Genomic DNA, 22,556 nt, shown 5'->3' with positions numbered 1-22,556 from the left:
CCATTTAACCGGTTTGATGCATTCAAAAGTCGGCGGCGATTTCCCCCTTTGATGCAAGCACCAGTATGTGGTGCGGAGCAACCTCTTCGACGGCACAAATTTTGAAACCGGCATAGCTGAGTAGATCCGCAGCCAAAAGAGTATCAAATACATGGTGATGTAAACAACGGTTTTCCACATTGCGCAGGGAACGCGCCTTGAACGCCTCCATGTTCCCGGCATCGGGATCGCGCTCCAGATCGTGCAGTGCCAGAATCTCCGGCAAATGCGTCAGGTCATCCTCTCCCATTTCGGCGTTGAAGTCGGCGATCAGATGCGACAGCGTTGTCACCGGGCGGCGGTGATCAAAGGTGTGGCGCCTGTCGGGCAGCAAAAGCACCAGGGTTCCACCGTCGGCCAGCAAGCGCTTCCACTCCAGCAGGGCGAGTATGGGGTTGGCGGTGTGTTCCAACATGTGCGAGGACAGCACAAAGTCGTAGGCTCCGGATGGAAGCTCGCTCAATGCCGTTGTTTCCGCAAGGTACTGTTGGCCGGCGGGCTTTGCCGGATCAAACACAAAGGTTTTCCCTTGCTGGAGAATCCCCTCCCACACCGTGCTTGCGCTGAAATTGCAGTTGTCGAGATTTCCGACCATGGGGTAGACGGGAAAGACGCCTCTTCGTGAAAAGGCCTGGCTGGGTCCGCCAATCTCGATTCCGGATTTGCCTATAAACCTGTCCTGGTAAGTCGGCAACAGCGGGGATGGTTTCGCCAACAAGCCGCGCGCGCGGACTATCACGGCGCGCGCAAGGCCCCTGATTCCCCGCGATTGCAATATATGAATGGCTCTTCGAATCATGGCGTTACGACCAAGAGTTCAGGACTGGAGGCGGGAATGGGTTGGCGACCAAAACATGCGTTGAATGAGCTCAGGATATCCCGGAGCGAGGTCGCAGCGCCGACTCCCTCGTGCAAGGGCCCATGCGCCCGCGCAAGCCGTCCGCGACGCCACCCGCGAATGCGCGGACTTTGGCGAAGCCCTGCTTCTCCAGAAGTGCCATGCCTCCCAGCCCCAGCAACAGGCGCGCCAGCCGCCGCAAGCACCATTCGGGCTCTTGCCGCCAATAGGTCCTCACGGTAACCACCGTATTGCGGGCGATGTAGTACTTGCGCACCGGCGGATGATTCGGAAGTACGCCCAATAAGGGAAGACGCACCCCGCCGGACTCACCCACGCTATGCGTCATGACCGGCTTGCGACTGATGACCACCTGATGCCCATGTGCCCTGGCCCGCAGGCAGAACTCGTGATCCACCTGGTCGATGAAATAGTCTTCCCGGAATCCTCCTATAGCCAGCGCATGACGCACGTCAACCAGGCAACCGGAGGTGATAACTGTTTTTCGCACCAGGAAGGCCCCGGCCTCCCCGATCGCAACCTCGGGGCGCTTGCTCCTTGGGTCCAGGTAGTTACCCCCGACGACTGCCGGCGTTGGCGTGCATGCTGCGGACACGCCAAGAAGCGTGCTCACCATATCCGCAAAACATTGGGTGTCCTGGTCCAGTGTCAGCGCCCATTTGCATCCGGCATTCAAGGCATGGTGAAGGCCCTGGTTGAGCGCGGCTGAAATACCCAGATTGGCCCGGTTGGAAATCAGGTGGACGTTCGCCTGGCCCTCCGGCAGATCCAGTTGGCGCGCGGCGTTTTCCGCCGGCGTATTGTCCACAATGACCACACACGCCACCTGAGGTAGCAGCTTGCGAAGCCGTGCCTTGAATTCTTCGTCAGGGTAATAGGCGACGACAACCGCGCACACCAAGCCCGAGGGCAAGTCGAAGGCGTCTTCCTGCGAAGAGGCGGCCGCCATCCGGGCATCTGACACTGCGTTTCCCGTAAGGCTTGATGTCATGACTGATGCAAAAGCCATTCCCAGCTTCCCTTGATCCCTTCTTCAAGAGCAAGCTGTGGGGTCCAGGACAAGCAGTTTTCCAGCAGGGAAATGTCCAGCACGATCTCGCGCACATCCACCGCGCGGGCCGGGCGATAGGTTCTCTTCACAACGCGCCCGCCAACGTTCTCCGCGATACGCAGCACCTCGTTGACGCTATGCCCTTTGCCGCTGCCAAGGTTGTAAGTTCCGCTGTCTTGCGGAAGGTTCACCAGTCGCGCGCACGCCTCGGCGACGTCATCAACGTGAATGAAGTCGCGCACACTCTCACCATCGCCCCAGATTTCCATCTCCGTGCCCAGTCGGGCATGCTCAAGCACGGTTCGCACCAAGCCGAAACCGCTTTTCACCGTTTGCCCGGGGCCGTAAGCATTCGAGGGGCGAAGGATTGTGACGGCATGGCCGCGGGCCCGCAATGCGCCGCAAAAAGCCTCTTGTGAGGCCTTGCTTGCTCCATGGTTGGAAAGCGGCGCGATAACACTGTCCTCCGTCACGGGCAAGGTTTGGGGGTTGCCATACACAGTTCCCCCGGAGGAAAAAAAGATCAGATGTGTCTGTGGCTGGCTTTTCAGCAAGTCCAGCAGGTGCAGGGTTAAGGCGAGGTTACCCAGTTCCAGGCCGGGGTTGGCGGCGGATGCGCCCGGCGTGGTGGAACAGGCGAGGTGCACCACCGTGCCGCATTGAGGCAACACCCGCTCAAGCTGTGTCTCCTGCTGGCGGCCGAGGATATGCACAGTCCTCTTCTCTCTTTGCAGGCGTCTGGCCAAGGCGCTGCCGATGAAGCCGGCGCCACCCAGCAGCAATACGCCATCGCGCCTCACGCGCTGCGCTCCAGCAGATTCTGGTAGGCGGCCACATAACGGCCGGCGCAGCCGTCCCAGGTGCCTATCGTGTCCCTGATCCAGCCTCGAGCCGCTTGCCCTGTAGTCTGATTTTGCTGAGGGTCTTCCAGCCATCCCAGGCCCTGGGACAGCTCCTCACGGCTGGCCGCAAGCCAGCCCGTGATGCGATGCCGCACCATGTCGCGATGGGCCGGCAAGTCGGAAGCAAGGACCGGCAGGCCCGCGGCCATGGCCTCCAGCATCACTTGCGGCCGCCCCTCGTCGTGGCGACTGAGCGTGATCAATCCGCAGGCCTGGGGGAACCAGTTTTTCAGCAAGTCGGCCGGATGTGTCGGACCGTGGTAGCGCACCCAGGATGGAAGTTCGAGCGTCTCCTGCATGGGGCCAAACAAGTGCAATTGCCGCTCGTCGCCAAAAAGGCCATCGCCCCAGGCGAACAGGTCACCGATCTTGTCGCGGGTCAGCCGGGTCACCGCCAGCCATTGCCGCGCATTGCCTGCCGCAGGCCGGCGCACCACCTCAAACCAGGGATCGTCCACCCCAAAGGCAATCGGACGGATTTCGGCAAGGTCGCCAAAGGCCTGCTCCAGCGCCGGCCGCATCCACTCGGCGTTGGGTGCCAGGATCGCGCGGCGCTGCCGCAACACGGCACGCAGCAAGGCCTTCATGCCGGGCAGGCGCAGCAGGCCAAAATCGCTGCCCAGCACGGTGATCAGCGCCGGTGTTGTGGTGCCCCACAAGGGCAGGGCGTTCTGGAGCCAGTTAACGTGGACCACGTCGGCCGGCTGGCGGCGATAGGCACGGCCCAGGCGCATGAGCAGGACCAGGATGGTTCCGGCGGCCAGCGCCTTCCGGGTGCGCAACAGGTGCGCGATACCGCCTTGCCGTGACACCCCTCCGAGCCAGCGCGCATCGGCAGGAGTCGTCGCGGCGGCCACGCCGGCAGGCAGCTCACCAGGCGGCGCCCATAGCGAAAGGCTGACATCGCCACGCCGTGCCAGCGCGCCGGCCTGGTTGGCAATGAAACGGCCACGCCAATCCTGCGGGCTTTCCGGGTAGGAGGTGCTGCTCATCAGGATGTTCAAACTATGACTTTCCAAATCGGCGTGCCATCAATTAGCATACATCGACGGTACGGCTTTCCCGGAAGGCCACAGCAGCCGCCATTGCGGCTTTTCCTTCAGGCAGTCCACGGCCCATTCCGGCAATTTCGCGGCACCGATAAACAGCATGCCACCATCCGGCACATCCTTCCAGTATGCGCAGCCATTGCCTGGGGAATACACCTTCGCCCCGGTCAAATACCTGAGGTAAAGGGCGCGATAATCGGTCAGAACGACTGTGGACGAGGTGACCGGACCGATACTCTCCTTGAGCGCACGGCTGACCGGTGAGGTATCGCGCAGATCCCGGAATCCAAGGCCGAAGTTGGAACGCCAGCCAGGCATTCCATCAGATGCGTAGCTTTGGTGGACTCTCTGCGCCTGATCCAGACCGGCGTAAACCAGCAGACCCAGCAGCAAGGCCATCAATACTTTGCGGGTTTCCAAGCAGCCGTCCGAGAATGCGGCACTGACCGCAGGCGCCATCGCGAGAAGCAGAAAGGGAAAGCCCACTGCCAGCATGCGCAGGTCCAGATCGACCGTGACCTGGATTTTCCTGGCGTAAAGCAGGAACAGCAGATAGCCAGCCAGCCAGACAAGAGGCAGCCAGATTTCAGGGGGCCGAAGCCACTGAGTACCGCTGCGGCGAAAAGCCTTATAGGCCACAAAAGCCGCCGCCATGAGTATTGGAACCTCCAGGTTCGCACGCAACACCATGCTGAAGGCAAAGAAGGAATGTTCAAACAGATCCAGAATGGTCGCCATGTCTTCAAAGAACCTGTCGACCCTGGTCACGCCTCCGCGGCTTGAACCCGAAATGTTCCCGGTCAGTTGCCAGTTGCGAAGCCACAGCGGACAGGCCACCGCGGCGCCCAGTAGCATGGCGCCGGCGGCATGCGCGATCCGCTTGCCCACAACGGAGCCCGACGCCGCAAGAACCGAGAACCCCAGCAGGGGCAGGAAAACCACCCCTGCGTACCTCACCCAGTTGCTGCTTCCTATCAGGACGGCAGCGACGGCAAGCCAGATGATTTTCTCCTGGGATATCCGATACTTCCAGAATGCCGCGTAGGCCAGCAGCAACAGGGAAATAAAAAGGGTTTCGCTCCACGCGTGGCCATACACGATCATGCTCATCGGTGTGAACGCGTTGACGACCGCCAGGATGCCGGCGATGACCGCTCTGCCGGTGACCATCCAGCAAATCCAGAAGATGGACAGGCTGCTGATCGCCAGCAGCATCGGGTTCAGCACGGCAGAGACTCTGTCGATATCGCCGCCTCCCAGGCTCAGGGCAGCCGCCCACAGTGCCGGATAGGCGGGTGGCCAATGAACCAGGGGCTGGAACTCGGGGACCGGCGAGGACACATTGGTGGCCTGCATCGGGCGACCCGAGAGGAACTGGAGCGCGGCATCGCGGTAGGTCAACGAGTCCATCGTATAGGCGACTCGCCCACCCGTCGCATACTGCATCAACCCCAACACCGACGCCAGTATCACCAGAACGATAAGGCCCAGCCTCATGGAAGGCGGGATGCTGCGGAAAAATTTGGGAAGGATGAAGCTATGGATCATGGTCAGGGCGAGCCTGCAGGGCGGTGATGGACGGAAGGCCCTGCACCGCGGCTGGGCTAGTCGTTTTCGCCGTCGCTGGTGTCGATGTTCTTGTAATGCAATGCCGAAATCTGTTCTGAAACGATGCCGATCAAGAAAGTAAAGATTGCGGAGATAAACAACAGCGCGCTCATATTCGTGAAGCGACCGGCAGTCAGATAGGTATACAGGTAATAGGCAAGGCCTGTCAGGAAGAAGCCTGCACTGATGGGGAGAAAGAGTTTCTGCGGCGAAAAAAGTGTGCCTATCTTGATGATGATCAACAAGAAGCGCACACCGTCGCGCAGGGGATGAATGTGGCTGGAGCCGTTGGCCCGGCGGGGTGAGTGAATCGGGACATAAGCCACACCGTAACCCGCGCGGAAAAAGCTCATGGTGATTGTCGTTGGATACGAAAACCCATTGGGCAACAAATACAGGAATTGGCGGAACCGGGCAGCGCGGACCACCCGAAATCCCGAGGTAAGGTCGGCAATCGGCTGCGTCACCATCCAGCTCGCGAAGCGGCTGAAGATGTCGTTGGCGGCCGCACGGTGCAGTCCGGCCTGCGAGCCCGCCTGCCGCGCGCCCACCACCATGTCGTAGCCCTTGTTGAACTCCTCAAGCAAACCGGGAATGTCTTCGGGCTTGTGCTGGCCGTCGCCGTCCATAAAAACAATCACTTCGCCCTGCGCGGCACGGGCCCCGGTCTTGATGGCCGCGCCATTGCCCTTGGGGTAGGGATGCCTCAGGTGCCTGACCCGGGACTCAAGGCATACGGCGGCCGTGTCGTCGGTCGAGCCGTCATCGACAACCAGTATCTCCGCATCCGGCACGAGCGCAACGAGCTGGGGCAAGAGGGTGCGCAAACTTGCCGCTTCATTTCTGGCGGGTATGACGACCGAGAGTTTGACTGTGTGGATCATTGGAAACCTGGGTGGTTCGCGTCAGCGCCGTGTCATGTTATTTTGCCGCCAGCAGCTCGTTAATTGTTTGCCGCTCCTCTGCCGAGAAACTCTCGCCCTGCAATTCAAGCAGCAAGCGCCGCGCCTGTTCGCGCTCCCCCGAAATGAACAGCAACTGCGCCCATTTGAGGCGGTTGCTCGGATTGCCCGGGTTCAGCGCCAGTGATCGCCCAAGGGCGTTGCGGGCTGCCGCGACGTCGCGCTCGTGCAACCACAGATAGTCCGCGCGCCAGGAATGCAGGATGGACTGTACCGCAGGCGAGGCACCGGGATTGGCAAGCGCGGCCGCGAACAAGCCGTCAACGTCCGCCCTGTTCAGGCAGGCCGTGCCCGCAATGACCATTGCCTTGAGACTGTACAGCACGCCTGTGTCGCCCGGCGCAAAACGTGTTTCACGCAAGCGGCGGGACAGCTCATTGATTTCAGCCCGTTCCACCACCTTTTTGGCCTTGCAGTCCAGCTGGATCAAGCCAAGCAGACTCATCTTGAAGTTCGGATCGGCTTCGGTGGCAGCCACATAGTGCCCGCGGGCGAGAGCGTAGGTTCGCGAGTCCGGCAAAATCGCATCCGGAAGGTCGGACAGCGCGAGACCCGCCTCATGGCGGGCACGGGCAGAGGCCGGATGGTGCAGGGCCTCGATCTGGGTGCGTCGCACTTCCTCGCCGAATTGGTTGGCGCGAAGCCCCGTGAGCAAAGCGGAATAGACCAGCACCACGCCCGCCAGCAGGATGCCTGCCGTCCTGGCCCGTTTAGTACCCTCCAGGGCGCGAAGCAGCGCCCATCCGGCCACCAGCAAAACGCCGAGAAGCGGAAGGTAGTTGCGATGCTCATGGGCGAGCTCCAGCGGCAGCACGGTGGATTCCAGGGCGTGCCCGACCAGGAACCACGCGATGCCAAAGGCCGCGAGCGGCGCACTTCTGCGCAGCCGCCAGGCCAGCCAGGCCAGGCCTGCCAAGCCGAGCAAGGCGGGCAAAGTCGTCCATGGGGAGAAGAGGCTGGTGGAAACCGCGATGTCGTCGTGGTACAGGCCGAAAGCCTCACTGCGCGGCACCACCATCAGGCCGAGATAAAACCAGAGTATCCGTCCTTCCGACAGCAGCCGTTCGACAAGCGAGAACGGCCGAAGATCGTAGCCGGCCCACAACCATTGCGCGCGCCCCAGGAGCACATACAGGGCCACCCCCGCCAGCAAAAGCCCGGCCAAGGCAATAAAGCCAAGGGCAAAGCGGTCCAGCTTGCCAAGTGAAGCTCTGCGCAGAATCACCTCCCAGGCCAGGACAAACAAGGGCAGAAGTGCGCCTGTTTCCTTGCTGAGAAAGGACAGCGGCCACAAAATCGCCCACGCCAGCAGGATCCAGGCGGCGCCGGCGCGGCCGCCTTGTTCCCGTCCATAGATATGAAGCAGCAGTGCGGCGAGAAGAAAAAAAGCGGACAAGCTCGTCATGCGCTGCACCACGAGCAGAACGGGAAGCAACTGGATAGGCTGGAACAGCCACAATGCGGCCACCGCACCGGAAGCGATAAACGTAGTGCCTTGCTTCGCCGCGTTCCCGCCCGCCGCCGTCAGCAAGCGATACGCCAGGCAGAACACCAGGAAACCGCAAGCGAGGTGAATCGCAAGATTGCTTGCCTTGAAGACAAAGGGATTAAAACCGCTGAAGTAGTAGTTGAGCGCAAAGCTCAGTTGGGCCACCGGACGTCCGGAAGGGCCGGCGCCGCCGCTCACAAGCGCTTGATGAATCGATTCGCGCGACAGGCTTTCGAGGCGCACGCCTTGCGCAAAGAGGATGCTGGGCCCGTCATCGAAAAAGAATCCCCCCTGCAAACCCGGCCAATAGATGGCAATGAGCACCGAGCTCGCGACGAGTGCAGCCAGGGCGACGATGTGCGGGGCGCGCATGGAAATAAAGAAGGAAAGATGGAAGAGGCAAAGAAAAAGCCCCTTGGCGAAAGGCCAAGGGGCTTTTTTGACAATTCAATCGATCAGAAGTCTTTGCAAGAACTTGGCAGGTACTTGGCTTCGACGGGGCTGGTGCCGCCACCGCAGGTCCACTTCACCTGGCCGGTGCTCGTGTCATTAACCTGGCCACGCAGCACCACCGTCTTGCCGGAAGCGCCGGTAGGCAGGCCAGCGTTGGTCTGGGTCGTCACGATGATGTCACCCTGGGTGGCACTTGCACCGCTATAGGTCACGGAAGCCACGTACTTCGAGCTTTGATTTTGCACACCCATCGAAAGTGCCGTCAGCGTCATGGTGTTCTTCTGTGCGTAGGTTTCCGCGACAGCCGTACGGCCCGAGGAACCAGCCAGGATCACTTCAGACATTTTGGCGCGAACCATGTAGTCCTGGTAAGCAGGCAAAGCCACGGCGGCCAGAATACCGATGATCGCGACAACGATCATCAATTCGATCAGGGTAAAACCCTGCTGGAGGGAACGTTTCATGAAAAACTCCTTAGATGAAAAACAATAAAAACCAAAAGGCCTTAAGTCTCTGCAGTTTTCATGCCAGCACTTGCCAACCCCTTTGAACACCTATTGGCGCCATGGAGATCGCCGGGAAAGCAGGGTTTTGATGCAGTTTTTGTCACCTTGGATTTTTGGCATGACACTTTTGTCATGCCAAAAATCCGGCCGGCTCTCATCGTTTACCCAACCCGCTGAATCACCCAGCGTGTCATCTCGTCCGCGTAGTCTGCTGAAATGCCGGCATCAAGAAGCGTCCACTTAAAAACGTTCCCGAGCTGGGCCTTCTTGTAAGTGTTCAATTTATGCTGTGCCTTGAATTGGACAATCTGCACCGCCATTTTTTCCAGGACGTAATCGACTTTTTTGGCAAATTCCTTGTCTCTCTTTTCCGTTACCTTGGGAATTCTTTCCAGGAAAAACTGGGCAAGAGAGGTGCCGAATTTTTTTGCCTCGCTGGCGTCAAACCAAGCTAATGCCATATCGATCCCTGATAGTGTTGCTCGAGCGCTGATTATAGAATCAGCAACGTTTCGCACCAAAGACCAAGCGCTGACGCTTTAGCCGGCGCTTGATTCACGCAATCCCGGCCAACGCCAGTGGCCTACAGAGTCAGCGAACAATGGGCCTTTTTGATCGATTCGCGCAACGCGCAAGCACCCCCTCGAAATCCATTGGCGATGCGGCTTCAAGTTCCGCCCTGGACGCCGGGCAATGGCTGGACAAAGGCATGCTGCTTGAGCAACAAGGCCAAATGGACGAGGCTTTAAGCTGTTATGAGTCCGCTATCGGCTTGGCACCGACGCTCGCGCGGGCCTATTTCAACCGCGGCAACATCCTGCTGGATCGTGGCGACGCGCAGAACGCACTGGGCGCCTATCTGGAGGCCATCAAGCACAAACCGGATTCGGCCGCTGCGCATTTCAACATAGGCAACGCCCATCTGCGCCTCGGCGCACCCGAAGCCGCCGTCGCGGCCTACCGGCAGGCGGTGGCACTCAAGCCTGATTTTGCGGATGCCCATGTCGCGCTTGAGCTCGCGCTGGGGCTTGAGTCCGATCAAGCCGAGGTCTATTTTCGTCAAGGCCTCGCCGAACAGGATCTGGAGCAGTTCGATCGTGCAAAAGCGCTCTATCGCCAGGCCCTGGCCATCAATCCCGATCACATAGCAGCCTGCAACAACCTCGGCGGCATCTTGCTTCGTGAGGGCCAAGCCGATAGGGCCGCACCGTATTTCCGGCGCGCAGCCGAGGCCGACCCCAGCAACGCGTCAACCCAGATGAACCTCGGTGATGCCCTGAAAGCCCTTGGCCAGATGGAGGAAGCGATGGCCAGTTACCGCCGGTCGGTGGAAGCCGCGCCCGACAATGCGGCCGCACTGGTTCGACTCGGTAATACGCAGGGAGACCATGGCCTGCAGCAGGAGGCCATCGCCAGCTACCGCCGCGCATTGGAAATCGAGCCCGACAACCCCGAGGCCAACCTGAACCAAGGTAGCGCCTTGCTGGAACTCGGGCAACTTGATCCTGCGGAGAAGTGTTTCCGTCGCACCCTTGAGATCGAACCTGGCTCGGCGGAAGCACATAACAACCTGGGCCTCGTCATGAAGAGGCGGCAGAACATGGACGCTGCCTTGGTTTGTTTTGAAAAAGCCCTGTCCCTACGCTCCGAGTTCGCGGAAGTGTATGTGAACATGGGCAGCGTGTTGCAAGCCCTCGGGCAAATTGATGCCGCGGCACAAAGCTATCGGCGGGCGTTGGACATCGCCCCCAACTCCGCTATCGCGCACTCCAACTACGGCAGCGTATTGGAAGAACTCGACAAACTCGACCTCGCCGAGGCAAGTTTTTTTCGGGCACTGGAAATCGACCCGGAGTATGTTCAAGCTCACAACAATCTTGGTCTTTTTTTCGGTCGCACCAGCAGGCTCGCCGAATCTATCGCAAGCTTTGAGCGTGCCATCAAGATCAAACCCGATTACGCTGACGCCTACGGGAATCTCGGCAGCGTCCTCAAAGATGTCGGACGCATTGCGGAAGCATCGGAAACCCTGCGTCGGGCGCTTGAAATTGATCCGAAAAGCTTCCTGGCGCACCACAACCTGCTGTTCATCCATAACTACGTGGCCGACCTGCCGACCAAAGAACTGTTAGCGGATGCGCAGCGATTTGGCGAGGTCGCCGCGCGTCTGGCGCATCCCTTCACGCATTGGAACAATTCACCGGACCCCGACCGGACATTGCGCGTGGGATTTGTATCCGGCGACCTCAGCGCCCATCCGGTGGGATTTTTTCTGGAGAGCGTACTGGCGGCACTTACCTCCAAGCCCAAGCTGGAGTTGTTCGCCTATCCGACCCGCACCTGTGATGACGGGATCAGTGCAAAGCTGCGCGCATGCTGCAAGGGCTGGCATCCGGCGATGGGGCTTTCCGATGAAGCATTGGCCCAACGCATCAGAGCGGATGGCATCGACATCCTGATTGACCTTTCCGGACACACCGGGAACAACCGGCTGGCAATGTTCGCCTGGAAACCGGCCCCCGTCCAGGTGAGCTGGCTCGGCTATTTTGCAACGACCGGTTTGGCGGCCATTGACTACTTTATCGCCGACCCGTGGACGCTGCCGCCGGACCAGGAGGCCAGTTTCAGCGAGCAGATCTGGCGCCTGCCGGAGACCCGCCTGTGCTTCACGCCGCCGGCCGCCAACGTGGCCGTCGGCCCTTTGCCCGCGCTGGCAAATGGTTACGTCACCTTCGGATGCTTCAACAATCTGAGCAAGATGAACGACGCCGTGGTGGCATTGTGGGCTCAGGTCTTGAACGCGGTGCCGGACAGCCGCCTGTTTCTCAAGTACCAGCAACTTGGGGAGGCATCCGTGCGGCAGCACACGTGTGAACGCTTCGCCGTCCACGGCATCGAATCCGGAAGATTGATTTTTGAAAATTACGTTCCCCGGTCAAACTACCTGGCGGCCTACCAGCGGGTGGACATCGGCCTGGATCCATTTCCCTTTCCCGGAGGCACCACCACGGCCGAAGCCTTGTGGATGGGGGTGCCCGTGCTGACGCTGGCCGGTGAGCGCTTTTTGTCGCGCCAGGGCGTGGGCCTGCTGATGAACGCCGGCCTGCCCGACTGGATCGCAAACGACCCCGCTGATTACCTGGCGCGCGCGGTGTCACATGCCGGCGACCTGCAACGCCTGGCGTCGTTACGGGGCGGTTTGCGACAGCAAGTCCTTGATTCGCCCGTCTTTGACGCGCCCCGCTTTGCGGGGCATTTCGAGGCGGCATTGCGCGGCATGTGGAGCACCTGGTGCAAGCAGGATCTCCGCCCACCATCACCCAAATAGGCCGGCAAGTGGGAATATTTGACCGCTTCCTCAAAGTGAAGCCCGACGCTGTCGGCAAAACCGGCATGCCGGCGTTGGCCGGGCCCGACGATGCCGGCCATATTTTTGAGGAAGGCATTGCCCTTGAGGAACGCGGGCAACACGAGGAGGCCTTGAAGCGCTACGAAGCGGCGATTCAACTCAGGCCCGAGTTTGCACGCGCCCACTTCAGCCGCGGCAACCTGTTGCTGGACAAGGGCGAGGCGGCAGGCGCGCTGGACGCTTATCGGCTAGCCCTGAAGTACAAACCCGACTCGGCCGCGGCGTACTACAACATGGGCAATGCCCACCTTCGCCTGGGCAACACCCGCGACGCGATCGCCGCCTGCCGCGAGGCCATCCGGCTGAAACCCGAATTTGCCGATGCTCACGTCAGCCTCGGGATGGCTCTTGGGCAGCTGGGAGAGCATCGCGACGCGATCGGTAGTTACAGGCGCGCCGCGGAACTCAAGCCGGACTCGGCGGAGCTGCACCATACATTGGGCCGGGTCATGATGGAAAGCGAAAAGGCCTCGGAAGCAATTGACTGCTTTGACACCGCCTTGGCCCTCAAACCCGACTTCGCGGAGGCGCATCACAGCCGGGGCATCGCCCTGCAGGACCTTGGGCGGTTCGACGAAGCCGTTGCCAGCTATCGGCGTGCCCTGGGCCTCGACCCCGGTCTGGTCCATGCGCACAGCAATCTCGGAAGCGCTTTGAAGGAGCTCGGTGACCTGGACGAAGCCATCGCCAGCTATGGCCGGGCTCTCAGCCTCAACCCCGGGTTGGCCGAGGTGTACCACAATCTCGGCCTGGCCTTGCAGGAGCAAGGGAAATTCGAGCAGGCAGTGGCCAGCTACCGGAGAGCCCTGGAAATCCGGACTGGCTATACGCAAGCCCATAACAGCATGGGGGCCGCGCTGGGTCAACTTGGCCAGTATGAAAAAGCGCTGGAACATTTCCGTCAGGCGATAAAGAACGAACCGGATAACGCGGATGGGCACCTCAACCTGGGCATCACATTGACGACGATCGGCCAAGCCGATCAGGCCATCGCAAGTTTCCGGCGTTCCCTGGAAATACGTCCTGACAGCGCGGACGCCTACGTTGGTTTGACCAACGCGTTGAAGGATCTTGGCCAGTTTGAAGCAGCGTTGGACGGCGTGCGCCGGGCGCTTGAACTGGACCCCGACTGCGCCCTGGCGCACAACAACCTGCTCTTCATTCACAACTACGTGACTGACCAACCCGCTGCGGTGTTGCTCGCGGATGCCCAGCGCTTCGGCGCCATGGCCGCGCGGTTGGCGCGTCCTTATGCGGATTGGCCGAACTCGACCGATCCCGGTCGATGCCTGCGCGTGGGTTTTGTCTCCGGTGATCTGCGCAACCATCCCGTGGGCTATTTTCTGGAAAGCGTGCTGGCAGCCCTCTCCTCACAGTCTTCCGGACGTTTGGCGCTTTTCGCCTATTCCAACTACAACGGCAGCGACGACGAGACCAGCAGGCGCCTGCAAGCCCACTGCAAAGGCTGGCATGACATCGCGCGCCTGTCCGATAAAGCCTTGGCTCAACGCATACGGGATGACGGAATCGACATCCTCATAGACCTCTCGGGACATACGGCACAGAACCGGCTACCCCTGTTTGCCTGGAAGCCGGCACCCGTCCAGGCGAGCTGGCTCGGCTATTTCGCCACAACCGGGGTGGCGGCCATTGATTACTTCATTGCCGACCCCTGGACGCTTTCGCCGGATCAGGAGGCCCATTTCAGCGAGCGGATCTGGCGCCTGCCGGAAACCCGCCTTTGCTTTACACCGCCGGACGCCGAGGTGGCTGCCGGCCCACTGCCGGCGCTGGCCAACGGCTTTGTCACCTTCGGATGTTTCAACAACCTGAGCAAGATGAACGATGCTGTGGTGGCTCTATGGGCGCGGGTGCTCAATGCGGTACCGGACAGCCGCCTGTTCCTCAAATACAAGCAGCTTGGGGAGGCCTCGGTCCGGCAAAGCACTTGCGAGCGCTTCGCCGTTCACGGTATCAAACCCGAACGGTTGATCTTTGAGGGTTACGTTCCCAGGGCCAACTACCTGGCGTCCTACCAGCGGGTGGACATCGGCCTGGATCCCTTCCCTTTTCCCGGTGGCACGACCACAGTGGAGGCCTTGTGGATGGGCGTGCCCGTGCTGACGCTGGCCGGCGAGCGCTTTTTGTCGCGCCAGGGCGTCGGCTTGCTGATGAATGCCGGTTTACCCGAGTGGGTTGCCACCGACCCCGAGGACTATGTCGCCCGTGCCGTCTCGCATGCCGCTGACTTGCAAAGCCTGGCCAGGCTGCGCGCGGGTTTGCGGCAGCAGGTGCTGGCCTCGCCCATCTTCGACGCACCGCGCTTTGCCGCCCATTTCGAGGCCGCCCTGCGCGGCATGTGGCAATTGTGGTGCGAGCAGAACCCCCTACCCGCCGCGGCAAGCTGAAGAGGCGATCAATGGGACTATTTGACAGATTTGTGCAAGGGGCGCGTGCTGCCACAGAAGCAGACGCACCTGCTGTGACGGGTCCGGGATTGAGTGCCGATGATCTGCTTGCACAGGGCATGGAACTTGAACAGCAAGGGCAGCCGGAAGAGGCTTTACGGTGCTATGACCAGGCGATTGCCCTGGCGCCCGACCTGGCCCGGGCGCACTTCAACCGCGGCACCCTGCTGCTTGACCGGGGCGATGCACAGGATGCACTGCAGGCTTTTGCCGAGGCCGTGCAGCACAAACCGGACTCGGCCGGTGGCCACTTCAACATCGGAGCCGCCCACGCACGGCTGGCTCAGCACGAGGCGGCCGCGCGGGCCTACCGCCGGGCACTCGCACTCAAGCCGGAGTTCGTGGAGGCGGAAGTCGCCCTGGGGGCAGCGCTGGAAGAGCTGGGGCAGGATGAAGCAGCCGTGGAGAGCTATCGCCGCGCCTTGAAGATCAAGCCCGACCATGTCCCAGCCCGTGAAAAGCAGGTCGACTTCCTGACGCGGCTTGGGCGGTCCAGTGAGCTGGTGATCGCCTACCGCCAGATGCTGGAACTCGATCCCGACAATGCGGACTGGCTCAACAAGCTGGGAGCCGCCCAGAGACAGCAGGGACTGTTCAAGGATGCGGCCAACAGCTTTCGTCAGGCACTGTTGGTCGACCCGGAAGATGCACTGGCACACAACAACCTGGGTGCCACCTTGCGTTCGCTCGGGCAACTGACGGATGCGGCGCAGAGCTACCGCCGGGCGCTGGAGATCCAGCCGAACTTCATCGAGGTTCATCACAACCTGGGAAATCTTCTCGCAGAATTGGGGCAGGTCGAGCTCTCCGTGTCGAGCTACCGCCAAGCACTTGCGATCAATCCCGATTTCGCCGAGTCGATCACAGCCATGGGGGTTATTTTTCAGACGCAAGGGCGATTTGACGAAGCAATTGCCTGTCACCAGCGGGCTCTGGCCATCAAGCCCGACTACGCGGACGCCCACCGCAATCTGGGAAACACCCTGCAGGATATCGGGCAGCTCGAAAGCTCTCTTGAGAGCACCCGCCGCGCACTGGAACTCACGCCCGATTCCAGCGAAGCCTATAACAACCTGCTTTTCGCGCACAACTACTTGGCCAATCAATCCGCATCGGATTTGCTGATCGAGGCCAGGCGCTTTGGCGACATGCTTGCCCGCTCCGCCCGTCGGCAACTTGTTTGGGCCAATACGCCCGACCCCAAGCGCAAGCTGCGCGTTGGCCTGGTATCAGGGGATCTCTGCGGTCACCCTGTCGGCCATTTTCTGGAGGGTGTCCTCACGGCCTTGGCATCTACTACCTCGGGCCTGGAGCTGTTCGCGTACCCCACGCACATCTGCAATGACGCGCTCAGCCAAAGAATCCAGGCCGCCTGCAGCGCGTGGCATCCAGTCGTAGGACTCTCCGATGAACATGCGGCTGAGCTGATACGCAACGATGAGATTGACATCTTGATCGATCTTTCGGGACATACCGCCTACAACCGCCTGCCCGTGTTTGCCTGGAAACCCGCGCCTGTGCAATTGTCCTGGCTGGGCTATTTCGCGACCACTGGCGTGGCAGCAATGGACTACCTTCTCGCCGACCCCTGGACGCTGCCGGCGAGCGAAGAGAGTCATTTCACGGAAAAGATCTGGCGGCTGCCGGAAACCCGCCTTTGTTTTACATCACCCGACGCGGATGTGGCCATCGGTCCGCTACCCGCGCTGGCAAACGGCTTTGTCACCTTCGGTTGCTTCAACAACCTGACCAAGATGAACGACGCAGTGGTGGAACTGTGGGCGCGCGTGCTGAGCGCCGTACCGGCGAGCCGCCTGTTTCTCAGAGGCCGGCAGATCCGGGAGCTTCCAGGACAGCGTAAGGTCATTGATCGCTTCGCCGCACATGGGATTGCGGCCGACCGGCTGATTCTGGAAGACTATGGCTCACGCGAGAGCTATCTGGTGGCTTATCAACGGGTAGACATTGCCCTTGACCCCTTTCCCTACCCGGGCGGCGCGACCACAGTGGAGGCCTTGTGGATGGGCGTGCCCGTATTAACGCTGACCGGCGAGCGCTTTTTGTCGCGCCAGGGCGTCGGCTTGCTGATGAATGCCGGTTTACCAGAATGGGTCGCCATCGATCCGGAGGACTATGTGAGCCGTGCGGTGGCGCATGCCGGTGACTTGCAAAGTCTGGCCAGGCTGCGCGCAGGTTTGCGGCAGCAGGTGCTGGCCTCGCCCGTCTTCGACGCGCCGCGCTTTGCCGTCCATTTCGAAGCCGCCCTGCGCGGCATGTGGCAAGTGTGGTGCGAACAGAACCCCGTACCTGCCGCGGCAAGCTGAAGAGGCCGGCAATGGGATTATTCGACAGATTTGCGCGAGGGACGCGCGCCGCCACAGAAGCAGGGGTGCCTGCCGCGCCGGATCCGGGTTTGGGTGCCGATGACCTGCTTGCACAGGGTATGGAGCTTGAACAGCAGGGGCAAGCGCAAGAGGCTTTGCGGCGCTATGACCAGGCGATTGCCCTGGCACCCGACCTGGCCCGGGCGCACTTCAACCGGGGCAGCATACTGCTTGACCGGGGCGATGCACAGGATGCATTGGGGGCCTTTGCCAAGGCCGTGCAATACAAGCCGGACTCGGCCGGGGCCCACTTCAACATCGGGGCCGCCCACGCGCGGCTGGCTCAGCATGAGGCGGCTGCGCGGGCCTACCGCCGGGCACTCGCGCTCAAGCCGGAGTTCGTGGAGGCGGAAGTCGCCCTGGGGGTGGCACTGGAAGAGCTGGGGCAGCATGAAGCAGCTGTGGAGAGCTATCGCCGCGCCTTGAAGGTCAAGCCCGACCATGCCCAGGCCCATGAAAAGCAGGCCGACCTCCTGAAACGGCTGGGGCGCTCCAGTGAACTGGCTATCGCTTACCGCCAGATGCTGGAACTCGACCCCGACAATGTGGACATACTCTACAGCCTGGGTTTGGTCTTGCACCATCTGGGCCAGCTGCGTGACGCCGTGCCCAATCTCCAACGCGCAGCGGAACTCAAGCCCGATTTTGTCAACACCCATTGCCATCTCGGTGACATTTTTATGGGATTGCAGTTGTTCGACGAAGCGGCGGCAAGTTATGGCAGGGCGCTCCAGCTCGAGCCCCAGAATGCCGAGGTGCACCACAACCTGGGCGCCGCCTTCAAAGGCCTTGACCAATTCGATGATGCGCTGAAAAGTTATCGCAACGCGCTGGCCATCAAGCCGGATTTCCCTATCGCGCAAAGCAATCTTTTGTGGACTCAGCATTTTCTGCCCGGCCTTTCACCCGAACAGTTGCGAGACGAGGCCCAGCGCTTCGGCGTGATGGTCGCCAGACTGGCCCCGCCCCCTGCCAGCCTGGAGAACCATGTGGATCCCGACAGACGCTTGCGCGTCGGCTTTGTCTCGGCAGATCTGCGCTCGCATCCCGTGGCTTACTTTATCGAGAGCGTGCTGGCGGCTTTGTCGACCGAGGCGGCCGGCCGGCTGGAGTTTTTTGCCTATTCCAACTCACCGGATGCCGACGATGTCACGGAGCGGCTCAAGACCTGCCTGCAAGGCTGGTACCTGACGGTAGGCCAACCCGATGAAGTCCTGGCCAAGCGTATCCGCGATGACGGGATCGATATCCTGATTGACCTCTCCGGACATACCGGCAAGAACCGCCTGCCGGTTTTTGCCTGGAAGGCTGCCCCCGTGCAAATCAGCTGGCTGGGTTATTTCGCCACCACGGGTGTCGCGGCCATCGACTACCTGATTGCCGACCCATGGACCCTGCCGGAAAGCGAAGAGGGCAATTTCACGGAAAAGATCCTGCGCCTGCCGGAAACCCGGCTTTGCTTCACGCCACCCGCGTTCGATGTGGGGATCACGCCTCTTCCCGCCCTGCGAAACGGCTACGTGACCTTTGCCTGCTTCAACAGCCTGTCAAAGATGAATGACGACGTCGTCGCCCTATGGGCCCGCATACTGCGGGCCGTGCCCGGCAGCCGCCTGCATCTCATGGCGCCGCGCGACCACGAAGTCCGCGTGCAGCGCAGCGTGGCCGGACGTTTCGCCGCGCACGGCATCACCACCGACAGGCTGATCGTACAGGGCGCCGTGCCCCGCGCGGCCTATCTTGCGACCTACCAGCAGGTCGATATCGCCCTGGATCCATTTCCCTACACCGGTGGAACCACCACGGCCGAAGCCCTATGGATGGGCGTGCCGGTGCTCACGCTGGCCGGCAAGAGTTTCCTGTCACGCCAGGGCGTCGGCCTGCTGATGAACGCAGGCCTGCCCGAGTGGGTGGCCGAAGACGCTGATGACTATGTGAGGAAGGCTGTCTCGCATGCCGGCGACCTGCCGCGCCTGGCATCGCTGCGCGCGGGCATGCGAGATCAGGTGCTGGCTTCACCGGTTTTCGACGCGCCGCGCTTTGCCCGGCATTTTGAGCAAGCCCTGCGCAACGTGTGGCGCAAGTGGTGCGAGGAACAGGCGGCATCGAAATCGCGGGCACAGACCTGAGCCCCCGCGCGTTGCAGTTCCCGGCAAACCCTTACTTGATACAGACCGAGCGAACCATCTTCAAGTCGGTCAGGCCCATCAGCACTTTTTCCATGCCGTCCATCTTCAGCGTGCGCATGCCGCTGCTGACCGCGCTGGCGAACAGTTCCGCGACACGGGCGCGTTCCTGGATCAGTTTTTTCGCGGCGTCGTCGGCGATCATGAGTTCGTGCAGGCCGACGCGGCCTTTGTAGCCGGTCTTGCCGCATTTATCGCAGCCCACGGCGCGGTACACGGTGAGCTTGCCGTCCTTGCCGTAGCGCTCCATCCAGTCTTCAAACAGCTTTTGCGACTCGCCACCCTCATCGGCCTTCCAGGCGTCGGTGTGTCGCAACTCTTCAGAGTATTCCTTGATGAAATCCTTGATTTCCTGCGAACTCAAGACATGAGCCTCCTTGCAGTCGCATAATTTTTTGGCCAGGCGCTGCGCCAGGATGCCCAGCAGCGCGTCGGCAAAATTGAAAGGGTCCATGCCCATGTCCAGCAGGCGCGTGATGGATTCGGGCGCCGAGTTGGTGTGCAGGGTCGAGAACACCATGTGGCCGGTCAGCGAAGCCTCGACGCCCATGGCCACCGTTTCCTTGTCGCGCGACTCGCCGACCATGATGATGTCCGGGTCGGCCCGCAGGAAGGCGCGCATGACCAGCGCAAAGTCGATGCCGGCTTTGCGGTTGATCTGCACCTGGCGCAGGCCTTTCTGGGTGATTTCAACCGGGTCCTCGGCGGTCCAGATCTTGGTGTCCGGCGTGTTGAGGAATTTCAGGATGGAATGCAGCGTGGTGGTCTTGCCCGAACCCGTGGGGCCGCAAACATAAAAGAGGCCGTAGGGTTTGGAGACGGTTTTTTCCAGCCGCTCCTTGTTGTGCGCCGTCAACCCGAGCTTTTCCAGCGGAATCGGCTCGCCCGCGGCCAGGATCCGCATGACCACGTCTTCCACACCGCCGGCCGAGGGGATCGTGGCGACGCGCAGCTCGATGTCGAGCGGGCCGTACTTCTTGAACTTGATCTTGCCGTCCTGCGGCTTGCGCTTTTCGGAAATGTCCAGGTCGCACATGATCTTGAGCCGCGTGACCATGGCCTGGCGGAACTGGGCCGGCACCTCGATATAGGGCTGCAGGGTGCCGTCCACACGAAAGCGTATGCCGGTCTTGGCCTTGCCGGGCATGGGCTCGATGTGGATGTCCGAAACCTTCTGGTTGTAGGCGTCGATGATGACCTTGTTGACGAACTTGACCAGCTCGTTATCGGCCGCCGCGGACTCCAGTGAGGAATCGTCGGCGGATTCGCCTTCCAGCGGCGAGTCCATGTCCGCCAGCAACTGGTCGATGGAGCTGCTGTCCGCGCCGGCGCCGAACAGCTGGTTCAGCGTCTCCTCAAACTCGGTCTGGGTGGTGACGCGGTAAGCGAACTTGGTGATGCGCGGAAACACCTGCGGCACGACGCGCGCCCCGCGCACGGCTTCCGGGTCCATGCACATGATCACCAGGCCTTCGGTGGTTTCTTCCAGCGGTATCCAGCCCTGCTGCTCGATGAAATCGCGCTTGAGCGGGCCGTGCAGCATTTCAGAGCGTATGCGGCCGGTGTTGAAAGACTCGTAGCCCACGCCAAAAAACTTCGCCAGGGATTGGCCGATCTGGGCGGGGCGCAGATGGTAGTTGGCCATCAGCATGTGCTCGACCGACTTGCCCTCCTCGCGCGCCTGCTGGATGCATTGCTGCAGTTCGTTCTGCGACAGCACGCCTTCGGTGACCAGCCCGTCGTACTTGGTCGCCTTGCGGCGCTGGCCGTCCTCCGCCCTCTGCATGCGCTGGCGTATCGCGATGCCCAGTGTTTTGCAGAGCTGGCGCGCGCCGTCCTCCTCGAGCTTGCCGAAGGGCTGGTCGCTGCGGTTGTTGATGACCTGCAGTACGCCGTACAGCGTGTCGCCGTCCATGACGGGCGCCACCAGCATCTGCTTGGTCCTGTAGCCCGAGCGCTTGTCGACCTCCTGGAGGAAGCTCAGGGCCGGGTGGATTTTCTTGAGGGCCTCTTCGTCGTAGACATCGGCGATGTTGACCATCTGCCGGGACATGGCCACATAGCCGGCGATGCTTTGCGCGCTGACCGGAAGTTTCAGGTCGCGGCTGGTGTTGAGGCCGGTCTTGACCTTGGAGACGATGGACGTGCGGTCCTCGTTGACGGCGTAGAGGGTCAGCCGGTCGGCGTTGAAGAGCTTGCAGATGTCCTGGCTCGCCTCCAGCATGATCTGGTCGATGTTTTCGGTCTCATGGATGCGGTTGGTGACCAGCTGCAGCTGCCGGAAGTACAGCGCCTCGAAGGTGACGCCGCGCTCCTGCGGCGGCAGCATCTGCGAGTCGAAAAACTCGTCCTGGGGATCGCGTTGCAGTACGGCGCTCATAGTTCAAACTCCTGGCCTGCCCGCAGCCACCGGATGTCGTGCGTCACATTGGGGCCAAACGGCCGTGTCTGGTCGAAACGCTGTATCTCGGCCATGATGAGATCGGTCTCGGCGGGCTTGGTGTGGGTGATGTAAATCGGATAATTTTTGCCGCGCTCTATGCAGTCGAGCTCGTTGGCCAGCGCATGGGGGGACAGGTGCAGGCTGCGCTTGGCAAGGTCACGCTCGCGGTTGCTGAAGGCGGTTTCGATGACCAGCATGGCCACGTTCATCTGGTTGATGCGGGCCCACAGCGCCGGGTTCTGCTCGGTATCGCCGGTGAACACCCAGCAGCCCTTGCCGGTGGCCACGGCGTATCCCACGGCCGGCACGGTGTGCACGGCGGGCAGCACTTCCACGTGCTTTCCCGCCAGCAGCAGGGTCTGCCCCACATCCAGGGGGTGAAAGCTGACGAACGGCGCCTGCGGCGTGGGAATCCTGGAAAAATCCGGCCAGATGGTGTTGTTGAAGATATGCGCTTTCAGCGCTTCGATCGTGCCTTGCAGCGCGTGTATCTGTATCGGCGTGGTACGCCGCGCCGCGATGGCGTCCACCATCAGCGGCAGCGCGGCGACGTGGTCCAGGTGCGAGTGCGTCAGCAGCACGTGGTCTATGCCGGCCATCTCGTCGAGCGTGAGGTCGCCCACGCCCGTGCCCGCATCGACCAGCAAATCATGGTCCAGCAGAAAAGACGTGGTCCGGCAGTCCTTGGCGATGGCTCCCGAGCAGCCTAGTACACGTACTTTCATGTGGTTTTCCGGTTGGCCCTGAG

At 61.3% G+C, this 22,556-nt stretch carries 15 protein-coding genes; 4 read left to right on the top strand and 11 right to left on the bottom strand.

The window, feature by feature from the left end; translation table 11 throughout:
* Positions 1–22 precede the first annotated feature (22 nt).
* From ACEN9P_RS12205 to ACEN9P_RS12165, 9 genes are all read right to left on the bottom strand, one after another.
* A complete protein-coding gene (locus ACEN9P_RS12205) occupies positions 23–634 on the bottom strand; it encodes a methyltransferase domain-containing protein (RefSeq protein ID WP_495622108.1) in 612 nt (203 codons plus the stop codon).
* A gap of 274 nt (positions 635–908) precedes the next feature.
* Positions 909–1,847, bottom strand: a complete 939-nt coding sequence (locus ACEN9P_RS12200; protein WP_495622107.1) for a glycosyltransferase family 2 protein — start codon at positions 1,845–1,847, stop codon at positions 909–911.
* Between the two features lie 38 nt (positions 1,848–1,885).
* On the bottom strand, positions 1,886–2,749 hold the full coding sequence (locus tag ACEN9P_RS12195; protein ID WP_495622106.1) for an NAD-dependent epimerase/dehydratase family protein: 864 nt from the start codon (positions 2,747–2,749) through the stop codon (positions 1,886–1,888).
* Entirely contained in the window at positions 2,746–3,843 is a 1,098-nt protein-coding gene (locus tag ACEN9P_RS12190; RefSeq protein WP_495622105.1) for a glycosyltransferase family 4 protein, read from the bottom strand. The genes ACEN9P_RS12195 and ACEN9P_RS12190 overlap by 4 nt, the downstream gene beginning before the upstream one ends.
* A 39-nt stretch (positions 3,844–3,882) precedes the next feature.
* A complete protein-coding gene (locus ACEN9P_RS12185) occupies positions 3,883–5,448 on the bottom strand; it encodes a hypothetical protein (protein WP_495622104.1) in 1,566 nt (521 codons plus the stop codon).
* A gap of 56 nt (positions 5,449–5,504) precedes the next feature.
* Complete coding sequence (locus ACEN9P_RS12180; protein ID WP_495622103.1) at positions 5,505–6,392, bottom strand: glycosyltransferase family 2 protein; 888 nt, start codon at positions 6,390–6,392, stop codon at positions 5,505–5,507.
* 37 nt (positions 6,393–6,429) lie between these two features.
* Positions 6,430–8,331 (bottom strand): tetratricopeptide repeat protein, encoded by a 1,902-nt coding sequence (locus tag ACEN9P_RS12175; protein WP_495622102.1) that lies wholly within the window; start codon positions 8,329–8,331, stop codon positions 6,430–6,432.
* A gap of 83 nt (positions 8,332–8,414) precedes the next feature.
* Positions 8,415–8,876, bottom strand: coding sequence for a pilin (locus tag ACEN9P_RS12170; RefSeq protein WP_495622101.1), 462 nt, complete (start codon positions 8,874–8,876; stop codon positions 8,415–8,417).
* Between the two features lie 203 nt (positions 8,877–9,079).
* Positions 9,080–9,379, bottom strand: a complete 300-nt coding sequence (locus ACEN9P_RS12165; protein WP_495622100.1) for a hypothetical protein — start codon at positions 9,377–9,379, stop codon at positions 9,080–9,082.
* A gap of 140 nt (positions 9,380–9,519) precedes the next feature.
* On the opposite strand from ACEN9P_RS12165, the gene ACEN9P_RS12160 reads away from it, so the two are divergent.
* The 4 genes from ACEN9P_RS12160 (at position 9,520) to ACEN9P_RS12145 (ending at position 19,308) form a co-directional block, all read left to right on the top strand.
* Entirely contained in the window at positions 9,520–12,246 is a 2,727-nt protein-coding gene (locus tag ACEN9P_RS12160) for a tetratricopeptide repeat protein (RefSeq protein ID WP_495622099.1), read from the top strand.
* 8 nt (positions 12,247–12,254) lie between these two features.
* Positions 12,255–14,735: a tetratricopeptide repeat protein gene (locus tag ACEN9P_RS12155; protein ID WP_495622098.1), complete on the top strand. Its 2,481-nt coding sequence runs from the start codon at positions 12,255–12,257 to the stop codon at positions 14,733–14,735.
* Between the two features lie 119 nt (positions 14,736–14,854).
* The gene (locus ACEN9P_RS12150) at positions 14,855–17,119 is read left to right on the top strand and encodes a tetratricopeptide repeat protein (protein WP_495622097.1); all 2,265 of its coding nucleotides are present in this window, start codon (positions 14,855–14,857) and stop codon (positions 17,117–17,119) included.
* Positions 17,083–19,308, top strand: coding sequence for an O-linked N-acetylglucosamine transferase, SPINDLY family protein (locus ACEN9P_RS12145; protein ID WP_495622096.1), 2,226 nt, complete (start codon positions 17,083–17,085; stop codon positions 19,306–19,308). Before ACEN9P_RS12150 ends, ACEN9P_RS12145 begins: the two co-directional genes overlap by 37 nt.
* Positions 19,309–19,339: 31 nt before the next feature.
* Here ACEN9P_RS12145 and ACEN9P_RS12140 read toward each other — a convergent pair whose 3' ends face one another.
* Together ACEN9P_RS12140 and ACEN9P_RS12135 are read right to left on the bottom strand one after the other, a co-directional pair.
* The gene (locus tag ACEN9P_RS12140) at positions 19,340–21,745 is read right to left on the bottom strand and encodes a GspE/PulE family protein (RefSeq protein WP_477662141.1); all 2,406 of its coding nucleotides are present in this window, start codon (positions 21,743–21,745) and stop codon (positions 19,340–19,342) included.
* A complete protein-coding gene (locus tag ACEN9P_RS12135; protein ID WP_477662142.1) occupies positions 21,742–22,533 on the bottom strand; it encodes a 3',5'-cyclic-nucleotide phosphodiesterase in 792 nt (263 codons plus the stop codon). Before ACEN9P_RS12135 ends, ACEN9P_RS12140 begins: the two co-directional genes overlap by 4 nt.
* Positions 22,534–22,556 lie beyond the last annotated feature (23 nt).

Source organism: Polaromonas sp. Polasp52 (assembly GCF_059491565.1).
This window is presented reverse-complemented; position numbering and strand designations above follow the sequence as displayed.